The 26,176-nt window shown below is 65.6% G+C and carries 25 protein-coding genes; 16 read left to right on the top strand and 9 right to left on the bottom strand.

What is annotated here, in order from left to right:
• Positions 1 to 6 precede the first annotated feature (6 nt).
• Complete coding sequence (locus DFR67_RS09890) at positions 7 to 816, top strand: glycoside hydrolase family 16 protein (RefSeq protein WP_211324990.1); 810 nt, start codon at positions 7 to 9, stop codon at positions 814 to 816.
• Here the strand turns inward: DFR67_RS09890 and DFR67_RS09885 are convergent.
• Positions 807 to 1,769, bottom strand: a complete 963-nt coding sequence (locus DFR67_RS09885; protein WP_110469360.1) for an SLAC1 family transporter — start codon at positions 1,767 to 1,769, stop codon at positions 807 to 809. The two genes, DFR67_RS09890 and DFR67_RS09885, sit on opposite strands and share 10 nt — an antisense overlap.
• Positions 1,766 to 2,788 (bottom strand): nitronate monooxygenase, encoded by a 1,023-nt coding sequence (locus DFR67_RS09880; protein ID WP_425451266.1) that lies wholly within the window; start codon positions 2,786 to 2,788, stop codon positions 1,766 to 1,768. Before DFR67_RS09880 ends, DFR67_RS09885 begins: the two co-directional genes overlap by 4 nt.
• Before the next feature lie 52 nt (positions 2,789 to 2,840).
• On the opposite strand from DFR67_RS09880, the gene rnhA reads away from it, so the two are divergent.
• Positions 2,841 to 3,305, top strand: coding sequence for a ribonuclease HI (gene rnhA, locus DFR67_RS09875; protein ID WP_084893143.1), 465 nt, complete (start codon positions 2,841 to 2,843; stop codon positions 3,303 to 3,305).
• Positions 3,302 to 4,240, top strand: a complete 939-nt coding sequence (locus DFR67_RS09870; protein ID WP_110469359.1) for a D-isomer specific 2-hydroxyacid dehydrogenase family protein — start codon at positions 3,302 to 3,304, stop codon at positions 4,238 to 4,240. The genes rnhA and DFR67_RS09870 overlap by 4 nt, the downstream gene beginning before the upstream one ends.
• Positions 4,241 to 4,333: 93 nt before the next feature.
• Here the strand turns inward: DFR67_RS09870 and DFR67_RS09865 are convergent, their stop codons facing one another.
• Complete coding sequence (locus tag DFR67_RS09865) at positions 4,334 to 6,070, bottom strand: cation:proton antiporter (protein ID WP_110469358.1); 1,737 nt, start codon at positions 6,068 to 6,070, stop codon at positions 4,334 to 4,336.
• A 188-nt stretch (positions 6,071 to 6,258) separates the two neighbouring features.
• Here DFR67_RS09865 and DFR67_RS09860 point away from each other — a divergent pair, with 188 nt between their 5' ends.
• On the top strand, positions 6,259 to 7,380 hold the full coding sequence (locus tag DFR67_RS09860; protein WP_110469357.1) for a PQQ-dependent sugar dehydrogenase: 1,122 nt from the start codon (positions 6,259 to 6,261) through the stop codon (positions 7,378 to 7,380).
• A gap of 82 nt (positions 7,381 to 7,462) precedes the next feature.
• Here the strand turns inward: DFR67_RS09860 and DFR67_RS09855 are convergent, their stop codons facing one another.
• Both DFR67_RS09855 and DFR67_RS09850 read right to left on the bottom strand, forming a co-directional pair.
• Positions 7,463 to 8,215: an isocitrate lyase/PEP mutase family protein gene (locus DFR67_RS09855; protein WP_110469356.1), complete on the bottom strand. Its 753-nt coding sequence runs from the start codon at positions 8,213 to 8,215 to the stop codon at positions 7,463 to 7,465.
• Positions 8,216 to 8,290: 75 nt separating this feature from the next.
• Positions 8,291 to 9,229: an AraC family transcriptional regulator gene (locus DFR67_RS09850; protein ID WP_110469542.1), complete on the bottom strand. Its 939-nt coding sequence runs from the start codon at positions 9,227 to 9,229 to the stop codon at positions 8,291 to 8,293.
• 222 nt (positions 9,230 to 9,451) lie between these two features.
• Between DFR67_RS09850 and DFR67_RS09845 the strand changes: the two genes are divergently transcribed.
• The 5 genes from DFR67_RS09845 to DFR67_RS09825 all read left to right on the top strand — a co-directional run bounded on the left by DFR67_RS09845 (position 9,452) and on the right by DFR67_RS09825 (position 15,810).
• On the top strand, positions 9,452 to 10,663 hold the full coding sequence (locus DFR67_RS09845) for a cytochrome P450 (RefSeq protein ID WP_084839649.1): 1,212 nt from the start codon (positions 9,452 to 9,454) through the stop codon (positions 10,661 to 10,663).
• Position 10,664: 1 nt separating this feature from the next.
• On the top strand, positions 10,665 to 11,687 hold the full coding sequence (locus tag DFR67_RS09840; protein WP_110469355.1) for a 2Fe-2S iron-sulfur cluster-binding protein: 1,023 nt from the start codon (positions 10,665 to 10,667) through the stop codon (positions 11,685 to 11,687).
• Positions 11,688 to 11,752: 65 nt separating this feature from the next.
• Positions 11,753 to 12,151 carry a VOC family protein gene (locus DFR67_RS09835; RefSeq protein WP_110469354.1) on the top strand — a complete coding sequence of 133 codons (399 nt, stop codon included), beginning with the start codon at positions 11,753 to 11,755 and terminating at the stop codon, positions 12,149 to 12,151.
• 12 nt (positions 12,152 to 12,163) lie between these two features.
• Positions 12,164 to 15,070: a DEAD/DEAH box helicase gene (locus DFR67_RS09830; protein WP_110469353.1), complete on the top strand. Its 2,907-nt coding sequence runs from the start codon at positions 12,164 to 12,166 to the stop codon at positions 15,068 to 15,070.
• Positions 15,067 to 15,810 (top strand): SWIM zinc finger family protein, encoded by a 744-nt coding sequence (locus DFR67_RS09825; protein ID WP_110469352.1) that lies wholly within the window; start codon positions 15,067 to 15,069, stop codon positions 15,808 to 15,810. Before DFR67_RS09830 ends, DFR67_RS09825 begins: the two co-directional genes overlap by 4 nt.
• On the opposite strand, the gene DFR67_RS09820 is transcribed toward DFR67_RS09825, so the two are convergent.
• Entirely contained in the window at positions 15,800 to 16,657 is an 858-nt protein-coding gene (locus DFR67_RS09820; RefSeq protein WP_110469351.1) for an SDR family oxidoreductase, read from the bottom strand. The two genes, DFR67_RS09825 and DFR67_RS09820, sit on opposite strands and share 11 nt — an antisense overlap.
• Before the next feature lie 130 nt (positions 16,658 to 16,787).
• Between DFR67_RS09820 and DFR67_RS09815 the strand changes: the two genes are divergently transcribed.
• From DFR67_RS09815 to DFR67_RS09805, 3 genes are all read left to right on the top strand, one after another.
• The gene (locus tag DFR67_RS09815) at positions 16,788 to 17,165 is read left to right on the top strand and encodes a winged helix-turn-helix transcriptional regulator (protein WP_110469350.1); all 378 of its coding nucleotides are present in this window, start codon (positions 16,788 to 16,790) and stop codon (positions 17,163 to 17,165) included.
• 107 nt (positions 17,166 to 17,272) lie between these two features.
• Positions 17,273 to 18,226: an esterase/lipase family protein gene (locus tag DFR67_RS09810; protein WP_110469349.1), complete on the top strand. Its 954-nt coding sequence runs from the start codon at positions 17,273 to 17,275 to the stop codon at positions 18,224 to 18,226.
• Between the two features lie 96 nt (positions 18,227 to 18,322).
• On the top strand, positions 18,323 to 18,760 hold the full coding sequence (locus DFR67_RS09805; protein WP_110469348.1) for a DoxX family protein: 438 nt from the start codon (positions 18,323 to 18,325) through the stop codon (positions 18,758 to 18,760).
• Between the two features lie 13 nt (positions 18,761 to 18,773).
• On the opposite strand, the gene DFR67_RS09800 is transcribed toward DFR67_RS09805, so the two are convergent.
• Entirely contained in the window at positions 18,774 to 19,892 is a 1,119-nt protein-coding gene (locus DFR67_RS09800; protein ID WP_245937875.1) for a citrate/2-methylcitrate synthase, read from the bottom strand.
• Between the two features lie 105 nt (positions 19,893 to 19,997).
• On the opposite strand from DFR67_RS09800, the gene DFR67_RS09795 reads away from it, so the two are divergent.
• From DFR67_RS09795 to DFR67_RS09785, 3 genes are read left to right on the top strand one after another with little or no spacing between them, the layout of a single operon-like run.
• Positions 19,998 to 21,236, top strand: coding sequence for a citrate synthase (locus DFR67_RS09795; protein WP_110469541.1), 1,239 nt, complete (start codon positions 19,998 to 20,000; stop codon positions 21,234 to 21,236).
• A gap of 31 nt (positions 21,237 to 21,267) precedes the next feature.
• Positions 21,268 to 21,675: a carboxymuconolactone decarboxylase family protein gene (locus DFR67_RS09790; RefSeq protein WP_110469346.1), complete on the top strand. Its 408-nt coding sequence runs from the start codon at positions 21,268 to 21,270 to the stop codon at positions 21,673 to 21,675.
• 3 nt (positions 21,676 to 21,678) lie between these two features.
• On the top strand, positions 21,679 to 22,425 hold the full coding sequence (locus DFR67_RS09785) for a DUF429 domain-containing protein (RefSeq protein WP_110469345.1): 747 nt from the start codon (positions 21,679 to 21,681) through the stop codon (positions 22,423 to 22,425).
• On the opposite strand, the gene DFR67_RS09780 is transcribed toward DFR67_RS09785, so the two are convergent.
• Positions 22,422 to 22,907, bottom strand: coding sequence for a PPOX class F420-dependent oxidoreductase (locus DFR67_RS09780; RefSeq protein ID WP_110469344.1), 486 nt, complete (start codon positions 22,905 to 22,907; stop codon positions 22,422 to 22,424). The two genes, DFR67_RS09785 and DFR67_RS09780, sit on opposite strands and share 4 nt — an antisense overlap.
• Positions 22,908 to 22,936: 29 nt before the next feature.
• Positions 22,937 to 24,460, bottom strand: coding sequence for an acyl-CoA synthetase (locus tag DFR67_RS09775; RefSeq protein ID WP_110469343.1), 1,524 nt, complete (start codon positions 24,458 to 24,460; stop codon positions 22,937 to 22,939).
• 123 nt (positions 24,461 to 24,583) lie between these two features.
• On the opposite strand from DFR67_RS09775, the gene DFR67_RS09770 reads away from it, so the two are divergent.
• A complete protein-coding gene (locus DFR67_RS09770; protein WP_170135208.1) occupies positions 24,584 to 26,104 on the top strand; it encodes an amidohydrolase in 1,521 nt (506 codons plus the stop codon).
• Positions 26,105 to 26,176 lie beyond the last annotated feature (72 nt).

Here is a 26,176-nt window from a genome sequence, read left to right as displayed (position 1 = left end):
TCGTTCGTGACCGGCAACTCATCGACAGGCAACCGTCCCGCGTCCCGACGAACCGATGGCCGCACCCTGGTCTTCGCCGAAGAGTTCGACGGCCCCGAGCTCGACCCGGGTATCTGGCTACCCCACTACCTGCCGGCCTGGAGTTCCCGCTCCGAGACCGCGGCGACGTACTCGATCAGCGATTCCTGTCTGCGCCTCAGCATCCCTGTGCACCAACGGAGATGGCTCGCCGACAGTCATGCGCCCCTGCGGGTCTCGGGTGTGCAGTCGGGCAACGGTTCCGGCCCTGTCGGCGGCACCGCGGGGCAGCAACCTCCGTACGAGGGCGCAGTCGTCCATGAGGCGCAGCCGGAGTTCGCGGGCTGGACCCCGTCGGGCGGCTACCTCGAGATGAGGATGCGCGCGACCATCTCCCCGAGGTCGATGTTCGCCTGGTGGATGGTCGGATTGGAAGACATCCCAGCCCGCAGCGGCGAGATCTGCGTCGCCGAAATCTTCGGGGACACGGTCACTTCGCAGCCATCGGCAGCGGTCGGTACAGGTCTGCATCCGTTTCGCGACCCGGACCTGCTCGACGACTTCGTCGCACAACCGCTTCCCATCGACGTGACCCAGTTCCATACGTATGCGGTCGACTGGACTCCGGAGTCCGTGAGCTTCTTCGTCGACGACGAGTTCATCCGACGCTGCCCCGACCCACCGACCTATCCGATGCAGATGATGCTCGCCGTGTTCGACTTCCCGGACCGGAGCAACGGGCAGGACGACCATCTCGTCCCCGAGTTGATCGTCGACCATCTCCGCGGCTACGTCTGACGATTCGGCCGCAGCAGCGCCAGCGACCGTACCGCGACACCGCCCACGATCAGTGTCGCCGCCGAGAAGAGCAGCCAAATCCAGGCGACCTCGCCCGGAGGGTGCGTCAGCGCCAGCCAGTGGATTCCGTACGTCGCGGCCGCAGCGGCCGTGAACGTGAACGACCAGAACCCCAGGGAGAAGGGAACTCTGCGGTACCGCGGCAGCAGCATCAACTGACTGCCGATGAGCAGCACCGCGATGCCCAGGAGCGCGATCTGAACCCTGTCGTCCGGGCTGTCCGGCGCCGTGATCGCAAACCATGCGTTGCCCCCGACCACGGGTGGGGCCGCGAAGATCGCCATCGTAGGTATCAGCGCATCGGGCAGGGGCGCGAAGAAGGCGTGCCTGGCCACGAGGGTTGCACCGACGAAGAACCAGGCCAGGACCGCTGCACCGAAGACCCCGATCGCCGTGTTCGGCGCTCCGATGGTCGCCAGCGACTGCGCGCCGACGAATCCGGCCGCGACGATCGGCAGGAGATGACCCGAGTGCAACTCTTCGATCGAACCCATTCCGAGCAGCACGTTGTGGATGAAGCCGAGCGCCAACACCACCGCCACGATGAAGCCCGCGATCACCACACCTCGCCCCACCCCCGGCAACTCCGCATACAGCCGGTCTCCCAACAACATTGCTGTGGCCGGCGCCAAGGAGACGAACGGCCCGGTGATCGGGTGCCGAAAATGTTCGACGTAGCGGACAGGGTTACCCGCGCGGACGCAGAACCTGACGAGGTTGACGACGAAGACGATCGTCGCGAGGATCCACAACGCGTCGGCCGCACCCACGGGCAACCCGGTGTGCGCGGCGGTGATCGTCCACGTGCCGGACAGCCCTGCCAGCCCGAAGCCGACCCCGAAGATGCCGGGAGACAATCCCTTCGGATGCGACACGGTAGCTGTCTCACTCATCGACGGATGCGGCTGCTCAGTGCCTCGACAATCGCGGCGGCGGCACCGGGCCGAGCCTCGCCGAAGGCGGTACCCGCCCAGTGGTTGGTCGCGTGGGGATCGCCCGCCTTCACCGCGGCTCGGCGCAACGGACCGGTGAGGTAGTGGATCTGGGGGTACGCCAGCGGCGCCGTCTTCTCGTGGTTCTCCATGAACCGATTCTTGAGCCCTCTGGCGTAGCGACCCGAGAACGACTTGGTGACAGCGGTTTCTGTGAACTGCTTATCCTGCAGCGCTGCTCGCGACACCGGGTTGGTGCCGGCCTCGTCGCTCAGCAGCAGTGCCGTTCCCACCTGCGCGGCCACCGCACCGAGACCCACGACCCGTTCGACGTCTTCGGGGGTGCCGATCCCACCTGCCGCGATCACCACGTCGGAGCGCTCGAGGACCGCCGCGAGCAGGACCTCGAGAGAGTCTGTCGCAGGTTCGGCCAGCGGGTCGAACGTGCCGCGATGACCTCCGGCGCCCGGCCCCTGAGCGACGAACGCGTCGACTCCGCGGGCCTTGGCCATCTCGGTTTCGTCCACAGTCGTGACCGTTGCCACCGTGGTGATCCCTGCGGCCCGCAACCGGCCGATGTCGTCGGCACTCGCGCAGCCGAAGGTGAAGGAGACGACATCGGGTCGGAGGTCGAGCAGCACGTCGATCTTCGCCGGGTAGTCGTCGTCGGTGTAGCGGGGCTCGCCGAGTTCTACCGCGAACTGGGAGGCCAACTCCGCGAGTTCTTCGGCATAGCCGGCGATCTCCTCTGGTCGCCCGGTGTCGAACTGCGGCACAAAGAGATTCACACCGATCGGGCCTGATGTGAGGTTCCTCGCGGTGGCAATGTCCGCGGCGAGTTTGTCCGCCCCCAGCAAGGCGCCGGCCAGGAACCCGAGCCCGCCCGCTCCACTGACCGCGGCGGCGAGCGCCGGTGTACTGGGACCGCCTGCCATCGGTGCGCCGACGATCGGGGCGTCGAGCTCGCGTAGGTCGAACATGGTCACCACGGCCTCCTTCATCTTGTCCTGAGGCGACGGTAGCCTTCTCGCCATGGCGGACGACAACGATGTGACCATTCCGGTCGAGATCTCGACGGACGGCGCATGCCTCGGCAATCCCGGACCCGGTGGCTGGGGCGCAGTTCTGCGGTACAAGAACCACGAGAAGCGGATCTCCGGACCCGAACCCGCGACCACCAACAACCGGATGGAACTGACGGCCGCGATCAAGGGACTGGAGGCCGTCACCAAGCGGTCGACGGTGATCCTCTACACCGACAGCACCTATGTCCGGAACGGCATCATGAAGTGGGCTGCGGGCTGGCAGGCCAACGGTTGGCAGACGAAGGACAAGAAGCCCGTCAAGAACAGTGAGTTGTGGCGTGAGCTGATCGCCCAGTGCGAGCGGCACGACGTCGAGTGGCGGTGGGTCAAGGGCCATGCCGGCGACAAGTACAACGAGATCGCCGATGAACTGGCGACCTCTGCCGCCCGCACCTTGAAGGAGCCTGTATGACTGCCGGCACGACATCCGGCGGACCGATACCGGTTGCCCTGCTCCCGGACAACGACCCGTACATCTCCGAAGCGGTTCTCACTGCCGGGGGCGAGTTGACGGACCTCGACGGCGCACGGGTGCTGGTGTGGACGGGGGACGTCGCCGGCTTTCCGGAGCCACTGCCCGATCACATCGAGTGGGTGCAATTGCGCCTGGCCGGGATCGAATCGTTCCTTGACGCCGGCTTGCTCGACGAGAAGAGGATCTGGACCAACGCGTCGGGCTTCTATGCGGAGAACGTCGCCGAACACGCACTCGCGCTCCTGTTGACCGGCCTTCGCCAGATCAACACCGCTGTGCTGCGGCACTGGGACAAAGAATCCATCGATACATCGGTGCGCTCCCTGCACGGATCGACGGTCGCCATCATCGGCGCGGGCGGCATCGCCCGTTCCTTGATCCCGAGGCTGGCCGCCTGCGGTGCCGCGGTGATCGCAGTGAACCGTTCCGGGAGGGACGTCGACGGCGCGATGGAGACGTTGTCGTTCGATCGGCTCGACGAGGTCTGGTCGCGGTGCGACCACGTCGTACTCGCGGCTCCGTCGACCGACGAGACCCGGCACCTGATCAACGCGCAGACGCTCGCGGCCATGCGCTCACACGCGTGGTTGATCAACGTCGCCCGCGGGCCACTCGTCGATGAAGACGCCCTGCGTCGGGCACTGATCGACGGCGAGATCGCGGGCGCCGCACTCGACGTCACCGACCCCGAACCGCCCGCCGCCGACAACCCGCTGTGGGATCTGCCCAACGTGATCATCACCCCGCACGTGGCGAATCCGTCGTCGGGACTGACCCGGACGCTGGCACCGTGGGTCGGGGAAAATCTGCGCCGCTTCGCTGCGGGTGGCGATGACATGCTCGCCCGGGTCGACCCGAACGCCAGCTACTGACGTTCGTTCGTCACCCCACAAACCCAGGCTGATCAGGCAGAACCAGTAGCTGCAGCAGCTGGGTTTGCCTGCATTGACTGGGTTTGCACGGGGTCAGTCCGACTCGTCGTCGTCGAGTTGCTCGAGTCGGGCTTCTTCGAGGTCGAGCAGATTCTGCGCGTGGGTCAACGACTGCGAGCTGTAGACACCGAGCTTTCTGGCTTTGAGCAGCGCCTCGCGTTCGGCGGCCAACACCAGCAGCCGCAGTGCGAAGTACTGCGCGCGGCCTCGCATGTTGTCGTCGGCGGCCTTCTCATCCGCGGCTTCGCGACTCGATCTGACCCGGCCGACGATGCTGTCGGCGCGCACCAGATCGATCACCACGTCCGGGATCGACTCACCCACCCCACCGAGCACCGCTGGGTCGGCCAGCGCCTGCGATGCGGCGTCCTGCAATTCGGTGACCAGCTGCGAGTACTCGTCGCGCAGCCGCTCCGGATCGTCCGGGGCCACCTTCGCCATCCTGATCACGCTCGGCAGAGTGAATCCCTGCAGCAGCAGGGTGGTCGCCGCGACGACAAAGGCGATCAGGATCAGCTGAGGCCGGTGTGGGGTGTCCTGGGGCAGGGTCTGCGCGGCTGCGACGGTGATCGCGCCCCGCATCCCGGCCCACCCGAGCACCACGCCGCCGCGCCATCCGAGCGTCTCGTTGAGGTGGAACGCCAGATCGGCGGAGACCCGGGCCATCCGCGTCTCCATGTAGTCGAGCCTGCGCTGGGTGAACCGCTCGTCGGGCTCTCGGGCGTCGAGGCGAGCCTGGATGTCGTCGAGCCGCGACACCGCGTCGGATGCACGCCTGGTGTCGCGGCGGAGCAATCCGACCAGGGGGCCGACAAAGGCGATGCGGAGCGCGATCACGATGGCGGAGGCGACGAGGCCGATCGCCACCGCGGTCCAGGTGCTGAACTCGCTCTCCTGCACTTGTTCGACGGCCTTCTTGAGTTCCATCCCCATGAACAGGAACACCGCGCCCTCGAGCAAGAACGCCAGCGTTCGCCAGTTGGTCGTCTCTGCGAGCCGGTCTTGCGCTCGCAGGTATCGCGATCCCAGGTGCCCGGTGATCAGGCCCGCGACCACAACCGCGAGTACACCCGAGGCGCCGACCTCCTCGGCGGGTATGTAGGCGATGAACGGTACGACCAACGAGATGGCGGTGGTCAGCACCGAGTCGTTCAGCAGACCACGGATTCGCACGTTCACGTAGCCGACGATCGCACCGACGACCACCGCCGCCAGGACCGCGAAGACGAAGTCGCCCGCGACCCCCCAGAGGGTGACCGTGCCACCCAGAGCGGCGACCGCCGAGCGGAGCAACACCAGCGCCGAGGCGTCGTTGACCAGGCCCTCACCCTCGAGCACCGCCACCACCCGGGAGGGCAGGCCGAGCTTCTTGCCGACCGACGTTGCAGCCACCGCGTCGGTAGGGCTGATCACCGCACCGAGCGCCAGGGCGGCCGGCCAGCCGATATCGGGGATGAGGGCGTGAAAGAACCAGCCGGTCCCGACGGTCGTGACCAGGACGAGAACGACAGCCAGTGCGCTGATCGGTTTGAAGTTGCGGCGAAAGTCCTGGGCGGGCATGTTCACCGCCGCCGAATAGAGCAGCGGGGGCAGCACCCCGGCGAGGATCAACTCGGGCTGGACCTCCAGGTCCGGGACCCCGGGGACGAAACTGAGGCCGACGCCGACGATCACCAGCAGCAGCGGGGCGGCCACACCGAGACGCCCGGCGAAGACCGCCACGGCGACGATCGCGATGATCGCGACCACTCCGACGAGCGTCAACTCCACGAGGCCATCTCCACCACTGGCGATTCTCCTCTTCTGCGAGACCGGTCCGCTATCGCTCCCCATCGTCCTGCATCGAATCCACCGGTGAGATGTGAACCCACCGTCAATTCGCTGTGAGAGGTGCCTTGCGCGGTTCGCGTACCGTTTCGGTGACGGTCGGAAACGGACATCCCCTACCTAAGGCGGCCATGCGAAACAAAACCGGACTGCTCATGTCGATAGCCGGAGCGACCCTCATAGCCGGGTGCGGCAGCGACTCCGGAAGCAGCCCGGTGACAACGTCTGGGACCCCGTACCCGCCGGGTTACTCGTCGTCCGCTGCCCCACCGGCGGTGCAGCGCGACGCGGTTCCCGAAGATCTCGTCACGGGACTCGACGCACCCTGGTCGATCGTCTTCGCCGATGACACTGCTCTGATCAGCGAACGAGACTCCGGCGACATCCTCGAGGTGACCGGCAACTCGACCCGTGTCGTCGGGGCGGTCGCAGACGTCGCCCCCGCCGGTGAGGGCGGTCTTCTCGGGCTGGCGGTGCAGGGCAGGGAGCTCTATGTGTACTTCACCAGCGCAGACGGTGACAATCGGGTTGTACGCTACGTCTTGACCGGATCTGCGGGCAGCCTCGGCCTCGGCGCACCCAAGGAGGTGATCGCGAGCATCCCCGGCGGCCGCACGCACAACGGGGGACGCATCGCCTTCGGCCCCGACGACAAGCTCTACATCACCACCGGCGACGCCCAGGACCGGCCGAGCGCACAGAATCTGAACAGTCTGTCCGGAAAGATCCTGCGGCTGAACCCGGACGGTTCGGTTCCGGCCGACAACCCTTTTACGAACAACCCCGTCTGGTCGTCGGGCCACCGCAACGTGCAAGGCCTGGCGTGGGCGGCAGACGGCACGATGTTCTCGTCCGAGTACGGCCAGGACACGTGGGACGAGTTGAACGTGATCACCCGCGGCGGAAATTACGGTTGGCCGGAGGTGGAGGGGATGAACGGAGACGTCAGCGGAGACAACATCTTCATCGACCCGGTCCAGCAGTGGAGTCCCGACGACGCCAGCCCGAGCGGGATGACGATCGCCGGGGAGACTATCTATATCGCCAACCTCAAGGGTGAACGCCTACGCGCAGTCCCGGTCAGCGACCCTGCTATCGGCGATGACCTCTATGCGGGCGAGTTCGGCCGGCTGCGCGACGTCGCCGTCGCGCCCGACGGGTCGTTGTGGTTCCTCACCAACAACACCGACGGGCGCGGCGATCCGACAGACGGCGACGACAGGATCAAGCGGGTCGAGCTCACGCGGCCGTAAGTAGCCTCGCGCACGGCTTGGCGCGTCGCGCACCGGATTGAACCGATGCGCGGCGCACCGGACGATGCGTGAGAGGTCGAAACTACTTCCAGGCAGCCAGGACGTCGTTTGCGCGCTCGGCGAGCACCAGCTGGAACAGCGGGCCGAAACTGACGCGCGCGACCCCGAGCGCAGCCAGGGCCGACTTCTCGTTGCTCACCGGGTGCCCGATGGCGTTGACGGGTAGGGGCAGCTCGTCGGTGAGTCGCTTCTGGACCTCATCAGTGTGGAAACCCACCGGGTAGAGGACGTCGGCGCCGGCCGCAGCAGCCAACTTCAGGCGCTCGATGGCCCGCTCGACGCGATCGGATTCGTCACCGATCTGCTTGACGAACAGATCGGTCCGGGCGTTGATGACCACGTGGACATCGGTCCCATCCGATGCCGCGCGCAGGGCACCGACGAAATCGGCGTGCTCCTGGGCCTCGCGGAGGCGGCCACCTTCACTGTGGACGGTGTCCTCGATGTTGAGGCCGACGGCGCCCGCGGTGATCAGGCCCTCGATGAGGCGCTTGGGGTCTTCGCCGTATCCCGCCTCGATGTCGACCGAGATCGGAACGTCGACAGCGTCGGTGATCTGCTTGATGCGGGTCGTCAGTTCGTCGAAGGTGATGCCTTCGTTGTCCGGCTTTCCGATCGAGTCGGACACCGGATGGCTGCCGACGGTCAGCGCAGTGAAGCCCGCGGAGACGGCGAGGTTTGCCGACCAGGCGTCCCACACCGTCGGCAGGATCACCGGGTTGCCTGGCTGATGGAGTTCGAGCAGCGTCTTTGCCTTGCTTGAGAGATCAGTCATGTCTCACACAACTACGCCGGATGGTCCGGACATTCCATGGTTTCGAACATCGCCCCGTGAATTCTTGTACTCGACTCAGGAACGGGATATGCGCGAGGGCGGTTCGCCGAACCGCCGACGATACGCCGCGGCGAACCGGCTCGGGCTCGAAAAACCCCATCGCGCAGAAACTTCCGCCACCGTTGTCGCACCACCTCGCATGGTGAGGTCGGCGTGTGCCCGGCTGAGCCGGATGTCTCGCAGCGTCGCGGTGGGGCTGGCCCCGACGTGTTCGGCGAATCCTTCTTGCAGTCGCCGCACGCTCGACCCACCCAACTCGGCCATGTCGGCCAGCGTCCATTCCCTGGCCGGATCGTCATGAAGCGCATCGAGAACTCTCTTGACCATTCGCGGCCGAAGGCCGGTTCCTGGTGTGTCGGGGGAGACCGCCACGATGAATGCCGTCGTGACTGCGCTGGCCAACTGCGGTCCCACCAGAGGATTCGCCAACAGGTCGGCGGGTTCGCGCAGCTGCGCTGTGAGCGCGCGGACAAGCGCAAACCAACTGCGTTCGTCGGGTCCGGTCAGATCCAGCTGATCGGGGAGCACCAATCGGGACCGCAGCGCCGTCGCCTGCACCCGGTCGGCTTCACGCTCGAGGTAATCGGCTTCGAACTTCACCCCGACCACCTGGCAATCCGCCGACCACCTGGTGATGGTCGACGGCCGCCCGGCGGTGAAGACGGTCGCCTGTCCCGGTTCGGACACTGTGCTCGCCGATCCTGACTGCGAGTCGAGGTGACCGGTGAGGGGGATGTTGATCTCGTACGCCCCCGGGTAGTCGCACGCGATCGAGACGTCGGTGCCCCAGTTCAGGCGTCCGATCGTCACCGGCCCGAGGTCGACGGTCCGCAAGTTCAGGGCCAACAGGTCGGGCGATGACAACGCCTCCAGTTCATGGGGGAAGTACACCTGTTCGACCGCCAGGTGCGCGGCTTCCCAATCACTGATGTGGGTGCTGCTCTGTCGGGACATCTGGGCTCTCGGTTCCATTCGTGCGTACCGGGGCTACGGCTGCATCTCCGATTGAACCCGCGATTCACAGCCCGTGCCAGCAGATGTGCGATGGAGATCACATTCGTCGCGCAATTTGTACCGACCTCGCGTATCGGGTGTCGCCCCGGCGGCTGTGCGGCCCCTACCGTCTCGTCACACCAGCTCCACCGAGCACCCTCCACATCAGCCAAGGAGACAGCGATGACCAGCACTTTGTCCTGGATAGACGACATCACGATGACCGAACTAGAGCGCAATCCCTACCCGGTCTACGAGCGGCTGCGCAGTGAGGCGCCATTGGCCTATCTGCCCGTCCTCGGGTCGTACGTGGCAACCACTGCGGAGATCTGCCGGTCGATAGCGACGAGCCCGGACTTCGAAGCCGTCATCACCAAGGCCGGTGGACGCACGTTCGGCCATCCCGCGGTCATCGGGGTGAACGGCCCGATCCACGACGATCTCCGGTCGATGGTCGATCCGGCCCTGCAGCCGCAGGAGGTGGACCGCTGGATCGACGACCTCGTCCGACCCATCGCTCGCCGGTACCTAGCCGGGATCGAGGACAACGGCCGTGCAGAGCTGGTGGCGGACTATTGCGAGCCGGTCAGCGTCCGCGCTCTCGGTGATCTCCTCGGGCTTCAGACGGTGAGCTCCGACAAACTCCGCGAGTGGTTCCACAAACTGTCGAACTCGTTCACCAACGCCGGTGTCGACGAGGACGGCGAGTTCACCAATCCAGAGGGGTTCGCTGAAGCCGACGATGCCAAACGCGAGATCCGGTCCATCGTCGACCCGCTGATCGACAACTGGATCGACAGCCCCGACGACAGCGCCATCTCTCACTGGCTCCACGACGGGATGCCGGCCGGCCAGACCCGCGACCGCGACTACATCTACCCGACGCTCTACGTCTACCTCCTCGGCGCGATGCAGGAACCCGGGCATGCGATGTCATCGACACTGGTCGGTTTGTTCACCAGGCCGGATCAACTCGAGCAGGTGGTCGACGAGCCAGGACTGATCCCACGGGCCATCGCTGAAGGAATGCGCTGGACCTCACCGATCTGGTCAGCAACCGCGCGTATCAGCACGCGCGACGTCGAGGTGGCCGGCATCGATCTTCCGGAAGGTTCGGTGGTCTTGATGTCCTACGGATCCGCCAATCACGACGCCACCGTCTACGATGCGCCTTCGGACTACGACCTCACCCGCCCGCCGTTGCCGCACTTGGCATTCGGGGCAGGCAACCACGCCTGTGCCGGCATCTACTTCGCGAATCACGTGTGCCGGATCGGTCTGGAGGAGCTGTTCGAGTCCATCCCCAATCTCGAACGAGACACCGACAGCGACGTCGAGTTCTGGGGCTGGGGTTTTCGCGGCCCGACGTCGCTGCACACCACCTGGGAGGTGTGAGATGTCGGAACGGCCATTTCGGATCGACGCCGGTGACACCTCTGTCGAGTGCGACCCCGACCAGAAGATGCTGGACGCCTTCCTGAGGGCCGGGGTGTGGATCCCCAACTCCTGCAACCAGGGCACCTGTGGAACCTGCAAGGTGCGGATCAGCACCGGTACGGTCGACACACCACCGCCGCTCGACACCGTGCTCTCGCATACCGAGCAGGAACAAGGATTTGTCCTCTCCTGCCAGTCGGTGCCGACCTCGAATCTGGAGATCGATTCTGTGACGGTCGATTCCAGCGCACGGCACCACGTGCTGCGCGACATCTCCGGGACTGTCGGTTCTATTCGTCAGGTGGCCGACGACACCCTCACGGTCACGGTCATGCTCGATGAGCCACTCGAGTTCACCGCGGGCCAGTACGTCGAGTTGTCGATTCCGGGTACCGGCGCCACCCGTCCGTACTCGATGGCGAACCCGCCCGGCCAGGACGGTGAACTGGAGTTCCACATCCGTCGGCAGCCCGGCGGGGCGGCCACGGACGGCTGGATCTTCGACGGCATGACCGTGGGCGAACCGGTGGCGATGACCGGGCCGTGGGGCGACTTCTGCTTCACCCCGGACGATCCGGACCTGGGATTGATTCTCTTGGCCGGCGGCACCGGACTGGCGCCACTCAAATCCATCGCCACCGCGGCGCTGGAACTCGATCCCGAGCGTGAGATCCACGTCTACCACGGGGTCCGGTTCGAGTCGGACCTCTACGACGTCGAGCACTGGCAGACCCTCGCAGCCAACCATCCGGGTGTGAACTACACACCCTGCCTCAGTCGCGGTCAGTGGTCCGGCCGCACCGGTTATGTCGGCGACGCCGTCATTGCCGACCTTCCCTCGTGCAAGGGCTTCTCGGCGTATCTGTGCGGCCCACCGGCGATGGTCGAAGCAGGCGTCAAAGCGCTCAAACGCCGGCGGATGTCACCACGTCGCATTCACCGGGAAAAGTACACACCCGCAATTCAGCTGAGCCCTGTCTGACGAGAGGTCGCCGCGGCTGGAGTCGAGCGACCGTCGATGCCGGTACCTCGGCCTATCGTCGTCGCATGACCGATGCCGCCACACCATCCGCGCCCAGCTCGACGATGACGATCGGTGCCGTCAATTTCGCGGCGGCCGATCCGGCGGCGCTTTCCGAGTTCTGGATCGCCGTGCTCGGCGGCGAGGCGGTGAGTGGCGACGGACACGACTACGTCTACGTCTCGGCAGCTCCGGGCGGGGTTCCGCTGTTCTTTCACCGACGCGACGATAACCCGTCCGCGCCGGGGCGCATCCATCTCGACCTGAGCACGGAACCCGGACGCCGTGAAGAGCAGGTCGGGCGGATGCTCGAGCTGGGCGCCACCCGGGAGTGGGACGTCCTCGACGAGGTCCCGTGGGTGGAGTGGACGACGATGGCCGATCCGGAGGGCAACCTGTTCTGTGTCAGCTGCCCCCGCACCTGACACCATGAACCAGTGACCGAGACCCCAGCCGCGCATGCTCTGTGGCGCTCGGGCATAGGTCTGTCATTGTGGTTCACCGGCGCCGACGGTGAACCGTGCGCCGGCCAGGTTCCCGACGGTCTGCCCGCACCCATCGCGGCAGCGGTCGGCACACGGGCGCTGCGCCGCACGATCGCGGTGGCCGGCCCCGGCTCCCTCCGTCGCGACATCGCCTCACTCACTCTCGGCCCCGCGGCCACCGTCGAACTGCTCCAGTCGATCGATGCGCCGGATGAGGTCGGCGGCGAACTGCGGTACTACCGATTCCTGGTCGATTCCACCGAACGCTTCGTGCGCTCTGGGGCCGTCGCGCCTTCGGTCAACTGGGTGGCCGGAGAGTGGTCGGTGCGCTGGGCCCCGTTGACCACCGCGAGCTGGCGCAATTGGCTGTCCACAGCCGTCGCGGCGGCGCCCCCGGTGATCCTCGACAACGGGGAATCGACCGCGATCATGGATTTCTGCGGAGCGATCACAGACCAGTTGTGCCGCAACAGCTGCACCGACGTCCGGCCGACGTCCGTGCGTTCGTCCTTCGTTCGCGCCCTGCTCCCCGATACCGATGCACCGGCGATGTCGGCGGACAAGGCCGCGTCGGCAGCATCGGCGTGGGCGCAGTGGGCCGACGGACTCCGGCAGGGTGAATCGTCGCTGGTCCTGCGACTGAACGAGCCGGGTGGAGAGGACGGGGAGGACGAGGAGCAGTTCGAGTACGACGACACGCGCTGGCGATTGCAGGTGTGCAGGCGCACCCTCGACCGGCCCGACGAACCCGTCGAACTCCGCCGTCTCGACACCCACGAGATCGACCAGATCACCACCGACGTCGCCCGCGCGGTACGCGCGTTCCCCGATCTGAAATCTGCACTGCACGATGATCATTCGTTGGACTTCCTGCTCACCACCGACGTCGTGCTGAGCCTGTTCGACACCGGCGTCGCGGCCCTGGCCGAGGCCGGCTTCGAGGTTCTCCTTCCCCGCTCGATCGCGCATGTACGCCCCACGCTCGCACTACGCGGAAAACCGGAAGGCGGTTCGCGGCAGCGCAACGTCATGGTCGGTCTCGGCGAGATACGGGACTTCCAGTGGCAACTGGCCCTCGGCGAGGACGTGCTGGACGCGTCCGAGCTCGATGCGCTGGCGCGGCAGAAGGGTGACCTGGTCAAGGTCCGGGGTAAGTGGATCCGTGCCGACAACTCCGCGCTCTCTCGGTCCGCGTCATTCATCCAGGCTCAACGCGCCCTTGCCGAATCGGGGCAGCCCGCGGACATGGGCGAGCTGTTCAACCTGGTCACCGACGGTGATGACCGGCTGCCGCTGCCGGTGACCCGGGTCGACGGATTGTCCTGGCTCGACGAGATCAAACGTCTCGGCCGAATGGCACCACCTGCCCTCGATCCCCCGACATCGCTGAAGGCCGAACTCCGCCCGTACCAGCAGCGCGGAATGGAGTGGCTGCACCATCTGAGCTCCCTCGGCATCGGAGCGGTCCTCGCCGACGACATGGGTCTGGGCAAGACGATCCAGGTGCTGGCACTGATGCGGACCGAAGCGGAAGCCGCCGATCCCGCCGACGCATCGGGCACCACGCTCTTGATCTGCCCGATGTCCGTGGTGGGCAACTGGGAACGGGAGATCGCCCGGTTCGCACCCGACACCTCCGTGCTGATCCACCACGGACCGGCCCGGTTACGTCACCCCCATTTCGGCCCGGCCGCGGCCAGAGCCGATGTCGTCATCACCACCTTCGCCATCGCCTCTCGGGATCGAAAGATGCTCAGCGCCATGACGTGGGATCGCCTGGTCGTCGACGAGGCGCAACACATCAAGAATGTCGCCACCGCACAGTCCAAGGCAGTGCGCGCGCTCACCGCCCGACACCGGGTCGCACTCACCGGCACGCCCGTCGAGAACCGGCTCGAGGATCTTCGGTCGGTCATCGACCTGGTCAATCCGGGGTTGCTCGGCACCGCGTCGACGTTCAAGTCGCGCTACGCCGAACCGATCGAGCGCGAGCGCGACAAAGCCGCGGTGCGTCGACTGAACGCTGTGACCTCGCCGTTCATCCTGCGCCGAGTCAAGACCGATCCCGCCGTCATCTCCGACCTTCCCGAAAAGACGGAGCTGACCGTGCGAGCGAACCTGACGGTCGAACAGGCTGCGCTCTACCGTGCGGTGATCGACGACCTGATGAACGCCCTGGGCAAGGGTGAGGACCCGCAGGGCGGGAGTGAGCGGCGCAGAACCGTGTTCGCGGCATTGACGCGCCTGAAGCAGATCTGCAATCACCCGGCGCACTACCTCGGGGACGGTTCGCCCATCATGCGCCGCAACGAGCACCGCTCAGGCAAGGTCGAGCTGCTGGCCGACATGCTCGAGAACATCGTCGCCGACGGCGAACGCGCTCTGGTCTTCACCCAGTTCACTGCCTTCGGTGACATGATGCAACCGTGGCTTGCCGATCGCATCGGCGCGGGAGTCTCATTCCTGCACGGAAGCCTCAGCCGGTCGGCGCGCGATCGGTTGGTGACCGAGTTCAGCGAGGCCGACGGCCCACCGGTCATGCTGGCCTCACTCAAGGCCGGCGGCACCGGCCTCAACCTCACCGCGGCCAATCATGTTGTGCATCTGGATCGTTGGTGGAACCCCGCCGTGGAGAACCAGGCCACCGACCGGGTGTACCGGATCGGGCAGCAGCGCCGGGTCGAGGTACGCAAGTTCGTCTGCGTCGGAACGCTGGAGGAACGGATCGACCAGCTCATCCGCGACAAGCGCGAGTTGTCCGACCTCACCGTGGCCACCGGCGAGAGCTGGCTCGCGGCATCGGACAACGACGAGTTGTACGAACTCATGCGCCTGGCCGACGAGGCGGTGAGCGAGTGAGCGCGAAGAAGAAGCCCGCACCCCGGGGCTACGGCCTGACGCCGTGGTCGAAGGGCTTTCTGCTGGCCGTCGAGGGCCCCGCGGAGTTACGCAAGATCACCAAGGCCCGTACGTACTTTCGTGACCGTAACGTCATCGACCTGGTCGTCAGGTCGGGCCGGGTGACGGGCCTGGTGCAAGGCAGTCAGCTGGACCCCTTCGAGGTCGAGATCGAAGCCGACCCAGCCGATCCGGCAACGGTGGTCGCCATGCTCCGCGAGCGGGGCAAAGCCGATGAACTCGTTTCGGTGACGCGCGGCAAGCAACCAGAGACGTTGGGGTCGCTGGTGATTCCTGCGGACTCGACGGACATACGCACCGAATGCACTTGCCCCGTCGACGATGACCGGTGCATTCACGTCCTGGCCGTCAGCTACGAATTGGCCGCGACCATCGACAAGGAGCCGGCGACCCTGTTGACCATCATGGGGGCGGACCTGCCGTTGTTGCTGGCGCACCTTCGGGACAACGCCGACCGTCTTGATGAGCGGACCACCGACTCGCCCGCACCAACAGAGGTCGATTTCTACGGCGACGGCCGCCAGTTACCCGGCCTGCCACACCCACCGCCCCTGGACGTGCTGTCCGAACTCGACACCACTGCACTGTCGGCGGCACTGCGACGATCAGGTGCCGCGGCGATGGATGTGGCTCAGGCCGTCGACGAACTGGCCGAGCTCTACGCGCGGATCACGCGATAGCGGTCTTGATGATGTCGGCCACCGGGGTCGACGGTCGACCGATCAACGTCTGCAGATCACCCGAATCGGTGTCGAGTTCGCCGCGCGAAATACCGGCATCCGCTCCGGCGAGCATCGTTGCGACCGGCTGGGGCAGCCCCGCTCCGGCCAACGCCGCGGCATAGTCGTTCTCGGGGAGGTCGGCGTAGGCGACGTCTTTGCCTGCGACCTCACCGATGAGCTTCGCGAACTCGGCGTAGGTCAGCCGTTCGTCGCCGCCGAGTTCGTAGGTCTTGCCACCCTGGTCGTCGAGTGTCAGGACTGCCGCTGCTGCCGCCGCGAAATCTGCGCGTGACGCGGCTGCCAGCCGGCCGTCGCCCGCCGCACCGTACAGCGTGCCCGATTCGATGGCCTGAGGCAGCGCGGAGGCGTAGTTCTCCCAGTACCAACCGTTGCGCAGCAGGACCGATGGGATCGTGGACGCCGCCAGGCGCTCCTCGGTGGCGAGGTGCTCGGGTGCCAGAGAGATTCCGCTCGTGTCCGCTTTGAGCACGCTCGTGTACGCGATGAGCGAGACCCCGGCAGCTTCAGCAGCGTCGATGACATTGGTGTGCTGTGCGACCCGCTGTCCTACCTCGGAACTCGAGATCAGCAGCAACTTGTCGACGCCGTCGAGGGCGGACCTCAATGCAGCCGGATCGCTGTAATCGGCGACTCGTACGGTGATCCCCCGCTCGTCAAGGGATGCAGCTTTGGCGCTGTCACGGACGATCGCGACGATCTCGCCGGGGGCGACGCCCCGCTCGAGGAGGTCGGTGATCACTAGGCTGCCGAGCTGTCCGGTGGCTCCGGTTATCGCTGTGGTCATTGAGAGTGCTCCATTTCGGTTGTCTGCAGACTTCGCAGTTCGTTGCGCTTCCACAACAGTATGCACTTACTTTTAGTAAGTGCAAGTCATCCGGTAACCACACAGGTCATGGCTGGGTTATGGTGGATGAATGACCGAGGACACCAGCAGCTCACTCGAGGCGGACGTCTTCGCCCGAGACTGCTCCTCGCGCGAAACCCTCCAGGGCATCACCGGTCGGTGGGGCATTCTTGTGCTCGCCGCCCTCGGCGAGGGCAGTTACCGCTTCAGCGCGCTGCGACGCCGGGTGGATGGCGTCAGCGAACGAATGCTCTCGCAGACCCTGCAGAGCCTCGAGCGCGACGGCATGATCACGCGCACGGTTCTCGAGGCCATTCCGCCCAAGGTGGAGTACGACCTCACGCCACTCGGACGCGAAGTGGCTGATCGGCTCGTGGGGTTGATCGAGGTGGTGCAGTCGAACATGGGCGACGTCTATGCCTCACGGGATCGGTACGACAGCCGCTGACCGGTCACGGTTAGGGGTCGAATCCGCGAATCCGTGGCGCGGGGATTCGGGCTCAGGCTAATTTGCAGGCGGTAGTAATCAGTTCCGGGTACATCGGCGGGAGCAGGATGCGGCAGGCGCGAGCGGTCGGGGCGGTGATCGCTTCGCTGCTTTTGTGTGTCGGAACCGTCCTCGGCACCGGGCCCGCATCCGCCAAAGATCCGCTCCCCGTGACCTACAACTTCTTTGCCGGTATCCCGAACGAACTCGCGACCCCGGGTGGCTCGCTGCCCGGCGCAAACGACTGGAATTGCAAACCCTCGCCAGAGCACCCGGAGCCGGTGGTCCTGGTGCACGGCACCGGCGGCGGCGCCCAGACCAACTGGGGCACCTACGTCCCACTGCTCGCCAACAACGGCTACTGCGTCTACGCCCTCAACTACGGAACGATTCCCGGCGCCCCGTGGCCGATCAGCGCGATCGGCGGCTTCGGCCCCATCGAGAAGAGCGCCGCAGAACTGTCTGCGTTCGTGGATCGGGTCCGGAAGGCCACTGGCGCCAAAAAGGTGAACATCGTCGGCCACTCGCAGGGCACCCTGATGCCGACGTACTGGATCAAGTTCCTCGGCGGCGCCGACAAGGTCGACAAGTACGTCTCGCTGGCGCCGCTGTGGAACGGCACCAACGTCGCGGCAGCCGGTGAACTGACCACCTACGCGCAAGCCCTCGGTATCGAACAATTTCAGCAGGACACCATCGGACTTCTCTGTGGAGCCTGCCTCCAGATGTCCAAAGGGTCCGACATGATGAAGAGGCTGCAGGCCGGGGGCATTCTCGATCCCGACATCACCTACACCAACATCATGACCCGCTTCGACGAGCTCATCGTTCCGTACACCAGCGGATCCCTGCGGGCCGCGAACTCCACCAACATCGTGGTGCAGGACGGTTGTTCGCAGGACTACTCCGAACACGCAGGCATCGCCGGATCACGGCGAGCCGCCACGTTCGTGCTCAACGCTCTCGACCCCGAACATCCCCGCGCGGTGCCGTGCGAACTGGCCCTGCCCTTCACCGGTTGAGCTTTTCAGTAGAGCGTCCCGAGGTAGTCGCGACGCCGATGAGTTTTCTCGCGGTCGCTGGTCTCCATTGACAACACCATCGACAAAGGAGCGATCATGACCACCGCCGCCAACCACGAAGCAACCGCCGCACCGACTTCAGCCCCTGCGATCAGCCGTCGGGCACACCTGGCCGGATGGATCGTCACCGGAATCATCAGTGCGCTACTTCTCGTCGACGCCGTCTCACACATCCTCATGCCGCAAGGCGTCAAAGATGCGTCCTACGACCTCGGCTTCACCGATGGCGACATCCTCGCCATGGGACTGGTACTCCTGGGATGCCTTGCCCTGTATTTGTTTCCGCGTACCGCGATCCTCGGCGCTGTGCTGCTGACCGGCTACTTCGGAGGAGCGGTGACCGCTCTCATGGTCTCAGAGGAGTCTTTCGCCGCAGGCGTATTCATGCCGATCCTCGCCGGCGCCATCGTCTGGGCCGGACTGTGGCTGCGCAGTGCGACTGTCCGTTCGATCCTCCCCCTCCACCACAGCTGAAAGGCGCGTGCGCTCACATCACGGGCGGGCCGACGTACCGGGCACTGGGCCGGATGATCTTCCGGTCCTCGGCCTGCTCCAGGATGTTCGCGCACCAACCGACCACTCGGCTGACCGCGAACGTCGGGGTGAACATCGTCCGCGGCACCCCACAGCGATCCATCACAACACCTGCATAGAACTCGACGTTGGCGTACAGATTGCGATCCGGGTAGGCCTCGGCCAGTACGGCGACCACGTCTTTCTCCACTTGCACCGCGAACTCGACCAATGGTCCACCCAAACCGATGGCGATGTCGCGCAACATGTCCGACCGAGGATCAGTGGTTCGGTACACAGCATGTCCGAAGCCCATGATTCGGCTTCGCTGCGACAGTTGATTCTTGGCCCAGATTGCGGCATCACCGACCCCGGAGATCTCGTCGAGGGCATCGAGCGCCCGATCCGGAGCCCCACCGTGCAACGGACCGGAGAACGCCCCGAGCGCACCACAGACAGCCGAAACCACGTCGGCACCAGTCGAGGCGATTACCCTGCCGGTGAAGGTAGAGGCGTTGAAGCCGTGGTCGATCGTCGCGATCATGTACTGCTCGATGGCTCGCGCAGCCCGGGGCTCGGGCTCGTTGCCCGACAGGCAGTAGAGCCAGTTCTCCGCGGTCGAGAGATCCTCGCGGGGCGCGAGCGGATCGTTGCCGGTGCGTATACGATGCAGCGCAGAAAGAATAGTCGGCGTGACGGCCGCGACGGCCAGCGCGTCGGCGATCCGTTGCTCCGGGCCCGCATCCCACATGGGCAGGCTGCGGCGCGTGAGCGCGGTGGCCGACAACATTGTTCGCAATCCGGCGAGCAGCTGGCGTTCACCTCCGGCCAGGGCCACCGTCCGCAACAGCGGGGTCAGCTCGGGCGGGATGGTGCGTAGCGCTCTGACCGTGTCACGAAAGTCGGCCAGTTCGCCGGGGTCGGGAAGCCTGCCGTGGACGAAGAGATGCCACACTTCCTCGAAACTCCGGCTGGTCGCGAGATCTATGGCCGAGTACTGCCGGTACTGGTAGAAGCCCTCGTCTCCGTTGACGTCTCCGACCTTCGTATCCGCCACCACGACGTTGCTCAAACCCGGTGGTGCCACCATCATCGACATTGTTTCTCCGATCACTGTTTCGACCCTGTCCTACAGTCACATTCGACCCTCGGTCAGATGTATGTCAATGTTGATCAAATCAATGTTCATGGAGGAGAGATGCCCGGTACATCCGCCCGGCGCCGACGCGGCCCCACCACACCGCTTCGCCACGACGGCCGCGACTACCTGACCACCGCTCAGGTGTGCCGCATGCTCGGAGTCAAACCTCAGACGGTGTACGCCTACGTCAGCCGCGGCCAGCTCACCAGCGGGCGGATCGACGGCGTACGTGGAAGCGTCTTCCTCGTCGACGATGTCGAAGCCCTCACGCGGCGCTCGGTGAGCAGGCCACCGGCCGGCATGGTCGAGCGAATCCGTACTCACATCACACTCATCGACGACGACCACCTCTATTACCGCGGCCAGGACGCCACCGCCCTCACCGCTGCATGTGACTTCGAGCAGGTGACGGAACTGCTGTGGGACGTGCGACCGGAGCGTGGGCCGCAGTTGTTGCCGGACCGCACCTTTCGGCAGATCGAAGGCCTGTGCCGAGCACAAGATCGTCGCATCGATGTCATCCGCCTCGTGGTCGATGTTCTCGGCTCCCGTGACAGGTTCCGCCACGAAAACGCATCGGTGGACGTCGCAGCCCGCACCCGCGACATCTACGCCAACACCCTCCGAGCTCTTCCACTTCTCAGTGATCGTCCGGTACGGGTCAACACCTTTGCCGCGCAGCTCTGGCCGCGGCTGACACACGTTCCGGCCAACTCCCGCCGTGTCCGGGTCCTCGATGCCGCTCTGGTACTTCTCGCCGATCACGATCTGTCCGCCGGTACGATCGCCGCCAGAGTGGCGGCAAGTGCACGCGGAAGCATCTACTCGGTGATCAGCGCCGGTCTCGGCGCCCTCGACGGCACGCTGCACGGTGGCGCGACGACGCAGGCCTACCGATTCCTCACCGCTGCGCTCGACGATCCAGTGGGAGCACTCGCCTCGTACACGGCCGCCGGACTACCGGTTCCCGGTTGCGGCCACGTCGTTTATCAGCATCGAGATCCCCGCGCGGATGCTCTGTTCGAGTTGCTCGAATCGGCAACCGGTGGCGATCGAGCGGTGCTGGGTGCACTGGATGGGCTACGTCCGCAACTGGCCCGCACGGTCGGGGGTTTCATGAACTCGGACATGGCGCTGGCTGCGCTGGCCTTGCGTTACGAGATGGGTCCGGACGCCGCCGAGACCATCTTCGCGCTGGCCCGCATCGCCGGTTGGGTGGCCCATGCGCTGGAGGAATACCAGGAGCCACGGCTCCGGTTCCGGCCTCAGGGCGTGTACGTCGGTGTGCGTCCGTGAAGCGGCAGCACACCGTGGAAGGATCGACAGCATGACTCCCGATGACGCGACCGACACAGACCCTTCGCGCTATGAACCCGGACTCCGGGTACGCCGCGAGGTGATGGGCGACGAGTTCGTCGACAGGGCCCTGTCTCGCACGCAGGGCACCGAATCGGAGGCGGTGCAGACGGCCATCACCGACCTGGTCTGGGGCGGCGTCTGGACCCGACCCGGCCTCGAACGCCGAGATCGCAGCCTGCTCAACATCGGGCTGCTGACCGCTCTGCGCGCACATGAAGAACTCGCCGGACATGTACGCGGCGCACTTCGAAATGGACTGTCTCGCACAGAGATCACCGAAGCCGTCATCCACACCAGCGGGTACTGCGGTGCACCCGCGGCGATGTCTGCCATGCGCATCGTGCAGGAAGTCTTCGACAACACCCCCGCCGACTGACGGATGCGCACCCTCGGTATCGACCTCGCCTCGCAGCCTGAACGCACCGCAATGGCGACGATCGAGTGGTCCTCTACCGGCGCGAAGGTCGTCGATGTACGCACCACGGTCACCGATGAGATGATCCTGACCGAACTGCGGATGGCCGACCGGGTCGGTATCGATGCACCGCTCGGCTGGCCGGATGCCTTTGTCGACATCGTGACGGCACACCACGGCCACGACAGCACGAGCGAGAACGACCTGTTCGCCGAGCCCGGTGTCACCCGCTTCGTCCGCAGGATGACCGATGAATGGGTTCGTGCGACAACAGGTTTGGTTCCGCTGAGCGTGTCGGCCGATCGCATTGCGTACGTCGCGCTGAGGGCGGTCCGTCTACTGGCCCGGGCCGATGGCCCCGAGTTCGATTCCAGCAGGGTGACCGGAACCGCGGTCGAGGCGTATCCGGCTGCAGCACTGAAGACATGGGGCTTGAGTCACAACAGGTACAAGGGGAAGACGAACTACGAGGTCCTCGCGCGGTTGATCGACGATCTGCGCGCCCTCGCACCCTGGCTCGATTTCGGGCCACATCGTGCGCTGTGCACCTCCAGCGACGACGCTTTCGATGCCGTGATCACTGCACTGATCGCGCGAGCTGCGGCTCTCGGAATGACCGTATTGCCCGATGCTGCGCAGCTGTCCGTGGCCGAGCGGGAGGGCTGGATTCACGTGCCCGGTACACCGCTGACCGCGCTCGCGCCTGGCTAGCTGTCCTGCGAGTCAAGCTTCGCGGCGATGTCTGACGGGAATCCGCCGGTGGCGAGCGGACCCCATCGGGTGGGGGTGATACGAATCAATGACTTGTTCTGTAGCCGCATCGCTGCCCGATATTCGTCCCAGTCGGGATGCTCGCCGGAGATACTCCGGAAGTAGTCGACCAGCGCGTCCTCGGCCTCCGGCATGTTCAGGACCTCGGCGGTGCCATCGACCTGCACCCAGGCGCCGTTCCAGTCGTCCGACACCACGCAGACGCTGACATTCTCGTCCCTGCTCGCGTTGTTCGCCTTCGCGCGTCCCGGGTACGTGGAGATGACGATGCGTCCCTGGTCGTCGACCCCACCGGTCACTGGTGAGAGTTGGGGTCCACCGTTCTTTCTCACGGTGCTGAGCAACATCTTGTGCCGCGGCCGGATGAAATCCAGCAGCGCAGCGAGGTCGACGTCGGTGTTCGTTGCAACTGTGCGGGCCATGTCATCCACCCTAGCCGCGCGCGACTGTCCTACAACTCCGCCCGCAACTCTCGTTTGAGCAGCTTTCCGCTCTGGTTCCGAGGAAGCTCGTCCACGAACACAACACGTTTGGGCACCTTGAAGGGCGCGATCTGCTCCTTGACGTGGGCGATCAGGTCCTCGGCCGCCACCTCGCCGGCATCAGGGCGAAGGACGACCACCGCGGTGATCGCCTCGATCCATTTCTCGTCCGGCGTCCCGACCACCGCGACCTCTGCCACGCCTGGATGTGTGTAGATCACGTCTTCAACTTCGCGAGAGGCAACGAGGATGCCGCCTGTGTTGATGACGTCCTTGATCCTGTCGACCACAGTGATGTAACCCTGGGCGTCCCTGGTGACCAGATCCCCGGAGTGAAACCATCCGTCGCGGAACGCTTCCGCGGTGGCTTCCGGATTGTTCCAGTATCCCTGGCACAGCTGAGGCGAACGGTAGAGGACCTCTCCGGCGGTGCCGTCGGGGACGTCGTTGCCGTCGGTGTCGACGACGCGGGTCTCGACGAAGAACACCGCCTTGCCGCAGGAAGCGGGCCGGTCGGCATGATCTTCCGGCTGCAGAACTGTTGCCAGTGGCCCGATTTCGGACTGTCCGAAACAGTTGTAGAACTCGATCGCCGGGTAACGCTCCCGCAAACGGTTGAGGACCGTCACCGGCATGATCGAGGCCCCGTACTGTGCCTTCGTCAGCGACGACAGATCTCTGGTGTCGAGGTCGGGGTGCCCGGCCAGCGGAACCCACACCGTAGGCGCGAGGAAGAGTGACCCGATCTTTTCGTCTTCGATACGACGAAGGATTTCCGGGATGTTCGGGGTCTCCATCAGACTCACGGTCGCACCCACCGACAGGTACGGAAGCATGAACACATGCATGCCCGCCGAGTGGTACAGGGGCATCGCGACGAGCGGGTTGTCGCTCTCGGTGAACGACAACGCAATCACCGACGATACGTACTCGTGGACCATCGCACCGTGGGTCATCATCGCGCCCTTGGGCTTTGACGTGGTTCCCGAGGTATAGAGCAATTGCACCAAAGCCGACTCGTCGACGTCGACAGCCACCACCGGGATCTCACCCCCTGACACCGCGTCCAGGAGTGACCCCGGCTCGTCACGCAACGTGATGACCTGCCCGACCTCCAGCTCCCCCGCAACTGCAGTCAGGTTCGCCCGCAGCGCGGGGTCGACCAGCACCGCGCGACTGCCGGAATTCTGGATCAGGTAGGACAGTTCCCCACCTTTCAATGCGTAATTGACGGGGACGTGGACCAGACCGCCACGGGCACAGGCGAGAAATCCCACGACGTAGGCATCTGAGTTCGTCCCGTATGCCGCTATCCGGTCCCCCGCCACGAACCCGAGCGATAGCAGGTGTGCTGCGGCGCGTGTCACCGCCGCGTCGAGTTCGGCATACGTCCACATCCGATCAGCAAATCGGAGGGCAATCCGGTCAGGGAACTTTGCCGCAGACCGTCGAAGGACTCCATCGACGGTGCTGGCACGTGACGATGTGCTCATACCTCGGACTTTATAGGAAGTCCTAGTATCGGTCGGTGCTGTTCGGTGGCAAAGAACGCCCACCCGCCGGTGAGATGTCGGGCACGTTGCGCCCCGGCCTCGCCTACTGGAAAGTGATGACCCGTGGCCACATCGACCTTCATACGCGGCATCCGGCTCGTGCCGGTCAGGACCGCCTCGGCGCCGGACTCGCCCGTCGACATCAGGATCGACAACGGCATCGTCGCCGAGATCGGCCGGGATCTGCGGCCCCGTTCCGACGACCATGTGCTCGACGCTGCCGGGCGTTGGGCCATCCCGGGACTCTGGGATGCGCACGTCCACCTGACCGCGTGGTCGCAGGCCAGGGCCAAGCTCGATGTCTCCGGTACGGCCAGCGCCGCCGAGGTGGCCCGGATCGTCGCCGACCACGTTGCCTGCCTGCCGGCCCCTTGGCAGGGCGGGGCGATCATCGGATATGGATTCCGGCCTGCGACCTGGCCGACCGCGCCGACCGTCGCAGAACTCGACGCCGTCAGCGGTGCGCATCCGGTGATCCTCGGCAGCGCCGACATCCATACCGGCTGGTTGAACTCCAAAGCACTGGCGCTGCTTGGGGTCGAGCCCCGGACGGGTCCGCTGCTCGAGAGTGAGTGGTTCGACCTGCAACCGGCCGTCGCTCGGCTGACTGCAGCAGGCGGTGACGCCGACCTCATGCTCCGAGCCGCCGTCGCCGACGCCGCGGCAGTCGGGGTGGTCGGGGTGGTCGACTTCGAGATGGCCGCAAACCACCTCGACTGGCCGCGGCGCTTCGACGCCGGCATCGATCAGTTGCGCGTGCGCCCGGTCACCTATGCAGAACACCTCGATGACGCCATCGCCGCGGGTTTACGCACTGGTGCCACCTTCCCCTCCGGCCACGGGTTGCTGACCCAGGGCTCGCTGAAAATCTTTTCGGACGGGTCGCTCAACACCAGAACGGCGTACTGCTGTGAACCGTATGCCGATGGGTACGCACTTGAATCACCACGGGGCCGGCGGGTGTACACCCTCCCCGAGCTCGAGGACCTGCTCACCCGCGGACGCCGAGGCGGCTTCGACATCGCACTGCACGCGATCGGTGACGCGGCCGTCGATCAGGCGCTCACCGCATTCGATTCGACGGGAACCCGCGGCTCCATCGAGCATGCGCAGTTGATCCGCCTCGCAGACATCGCCCGGATGCGTGCGCTGGGAATCCGCGCCAGCGTGCAACCGGCTCACCTCCTCGATGATCGCGACGTCACCGATCAGTGCTGGCCCGACCGGGCCGACCGTTGTTTTGCGTTGCGATCGATGCTCGACGGTGGAGTGGAACTCGCGCTCGGATCCGATGCTCCGGTGTCACCTCTCGATCCGTGGGTCGCGATGGCAGCCGCGGTTCACCGTGCGACCGGCGACGACGCCCCGTGGAATCCAGCCGAGTCGCTGACCGTCGAGCAAGCGCTCGCGGCCAGTACCGACGGCCAGGGCACGATTGGGGTCGGCAGCCGGGGCGACGTTGTCCTTGTCGACGACAACCCGTTGAAGTCGACCGGCAGCACCGCAGAAGCCGCGCACCTGCTCACGAACATCGGCGTTGCGGCGACGGTGGCCGCCGGCCGGGTCACCCACTTGGCGATGTAGCCCTGAAAACCGGCAAATAGGACGCCATCGAGGGCATATACCCCTCCGCGGCCCTCTATCTGCCGGTTTTCA

The sequence above is a fragment of the Williamsia limnetica genome (assembly GCF_003217475.1).
Lineage (GTDB): Bacteria > Actinomycetota > Actinomycetes > Mycobacteriales > Mycobacteriaceae > Williamsia > Williamsia limnetica.
The sequence above is the reverse complement of the archived record's forward strand: the minus strand, read 5'-3'. Positions and strand labels throughout refer to the sequence as shown.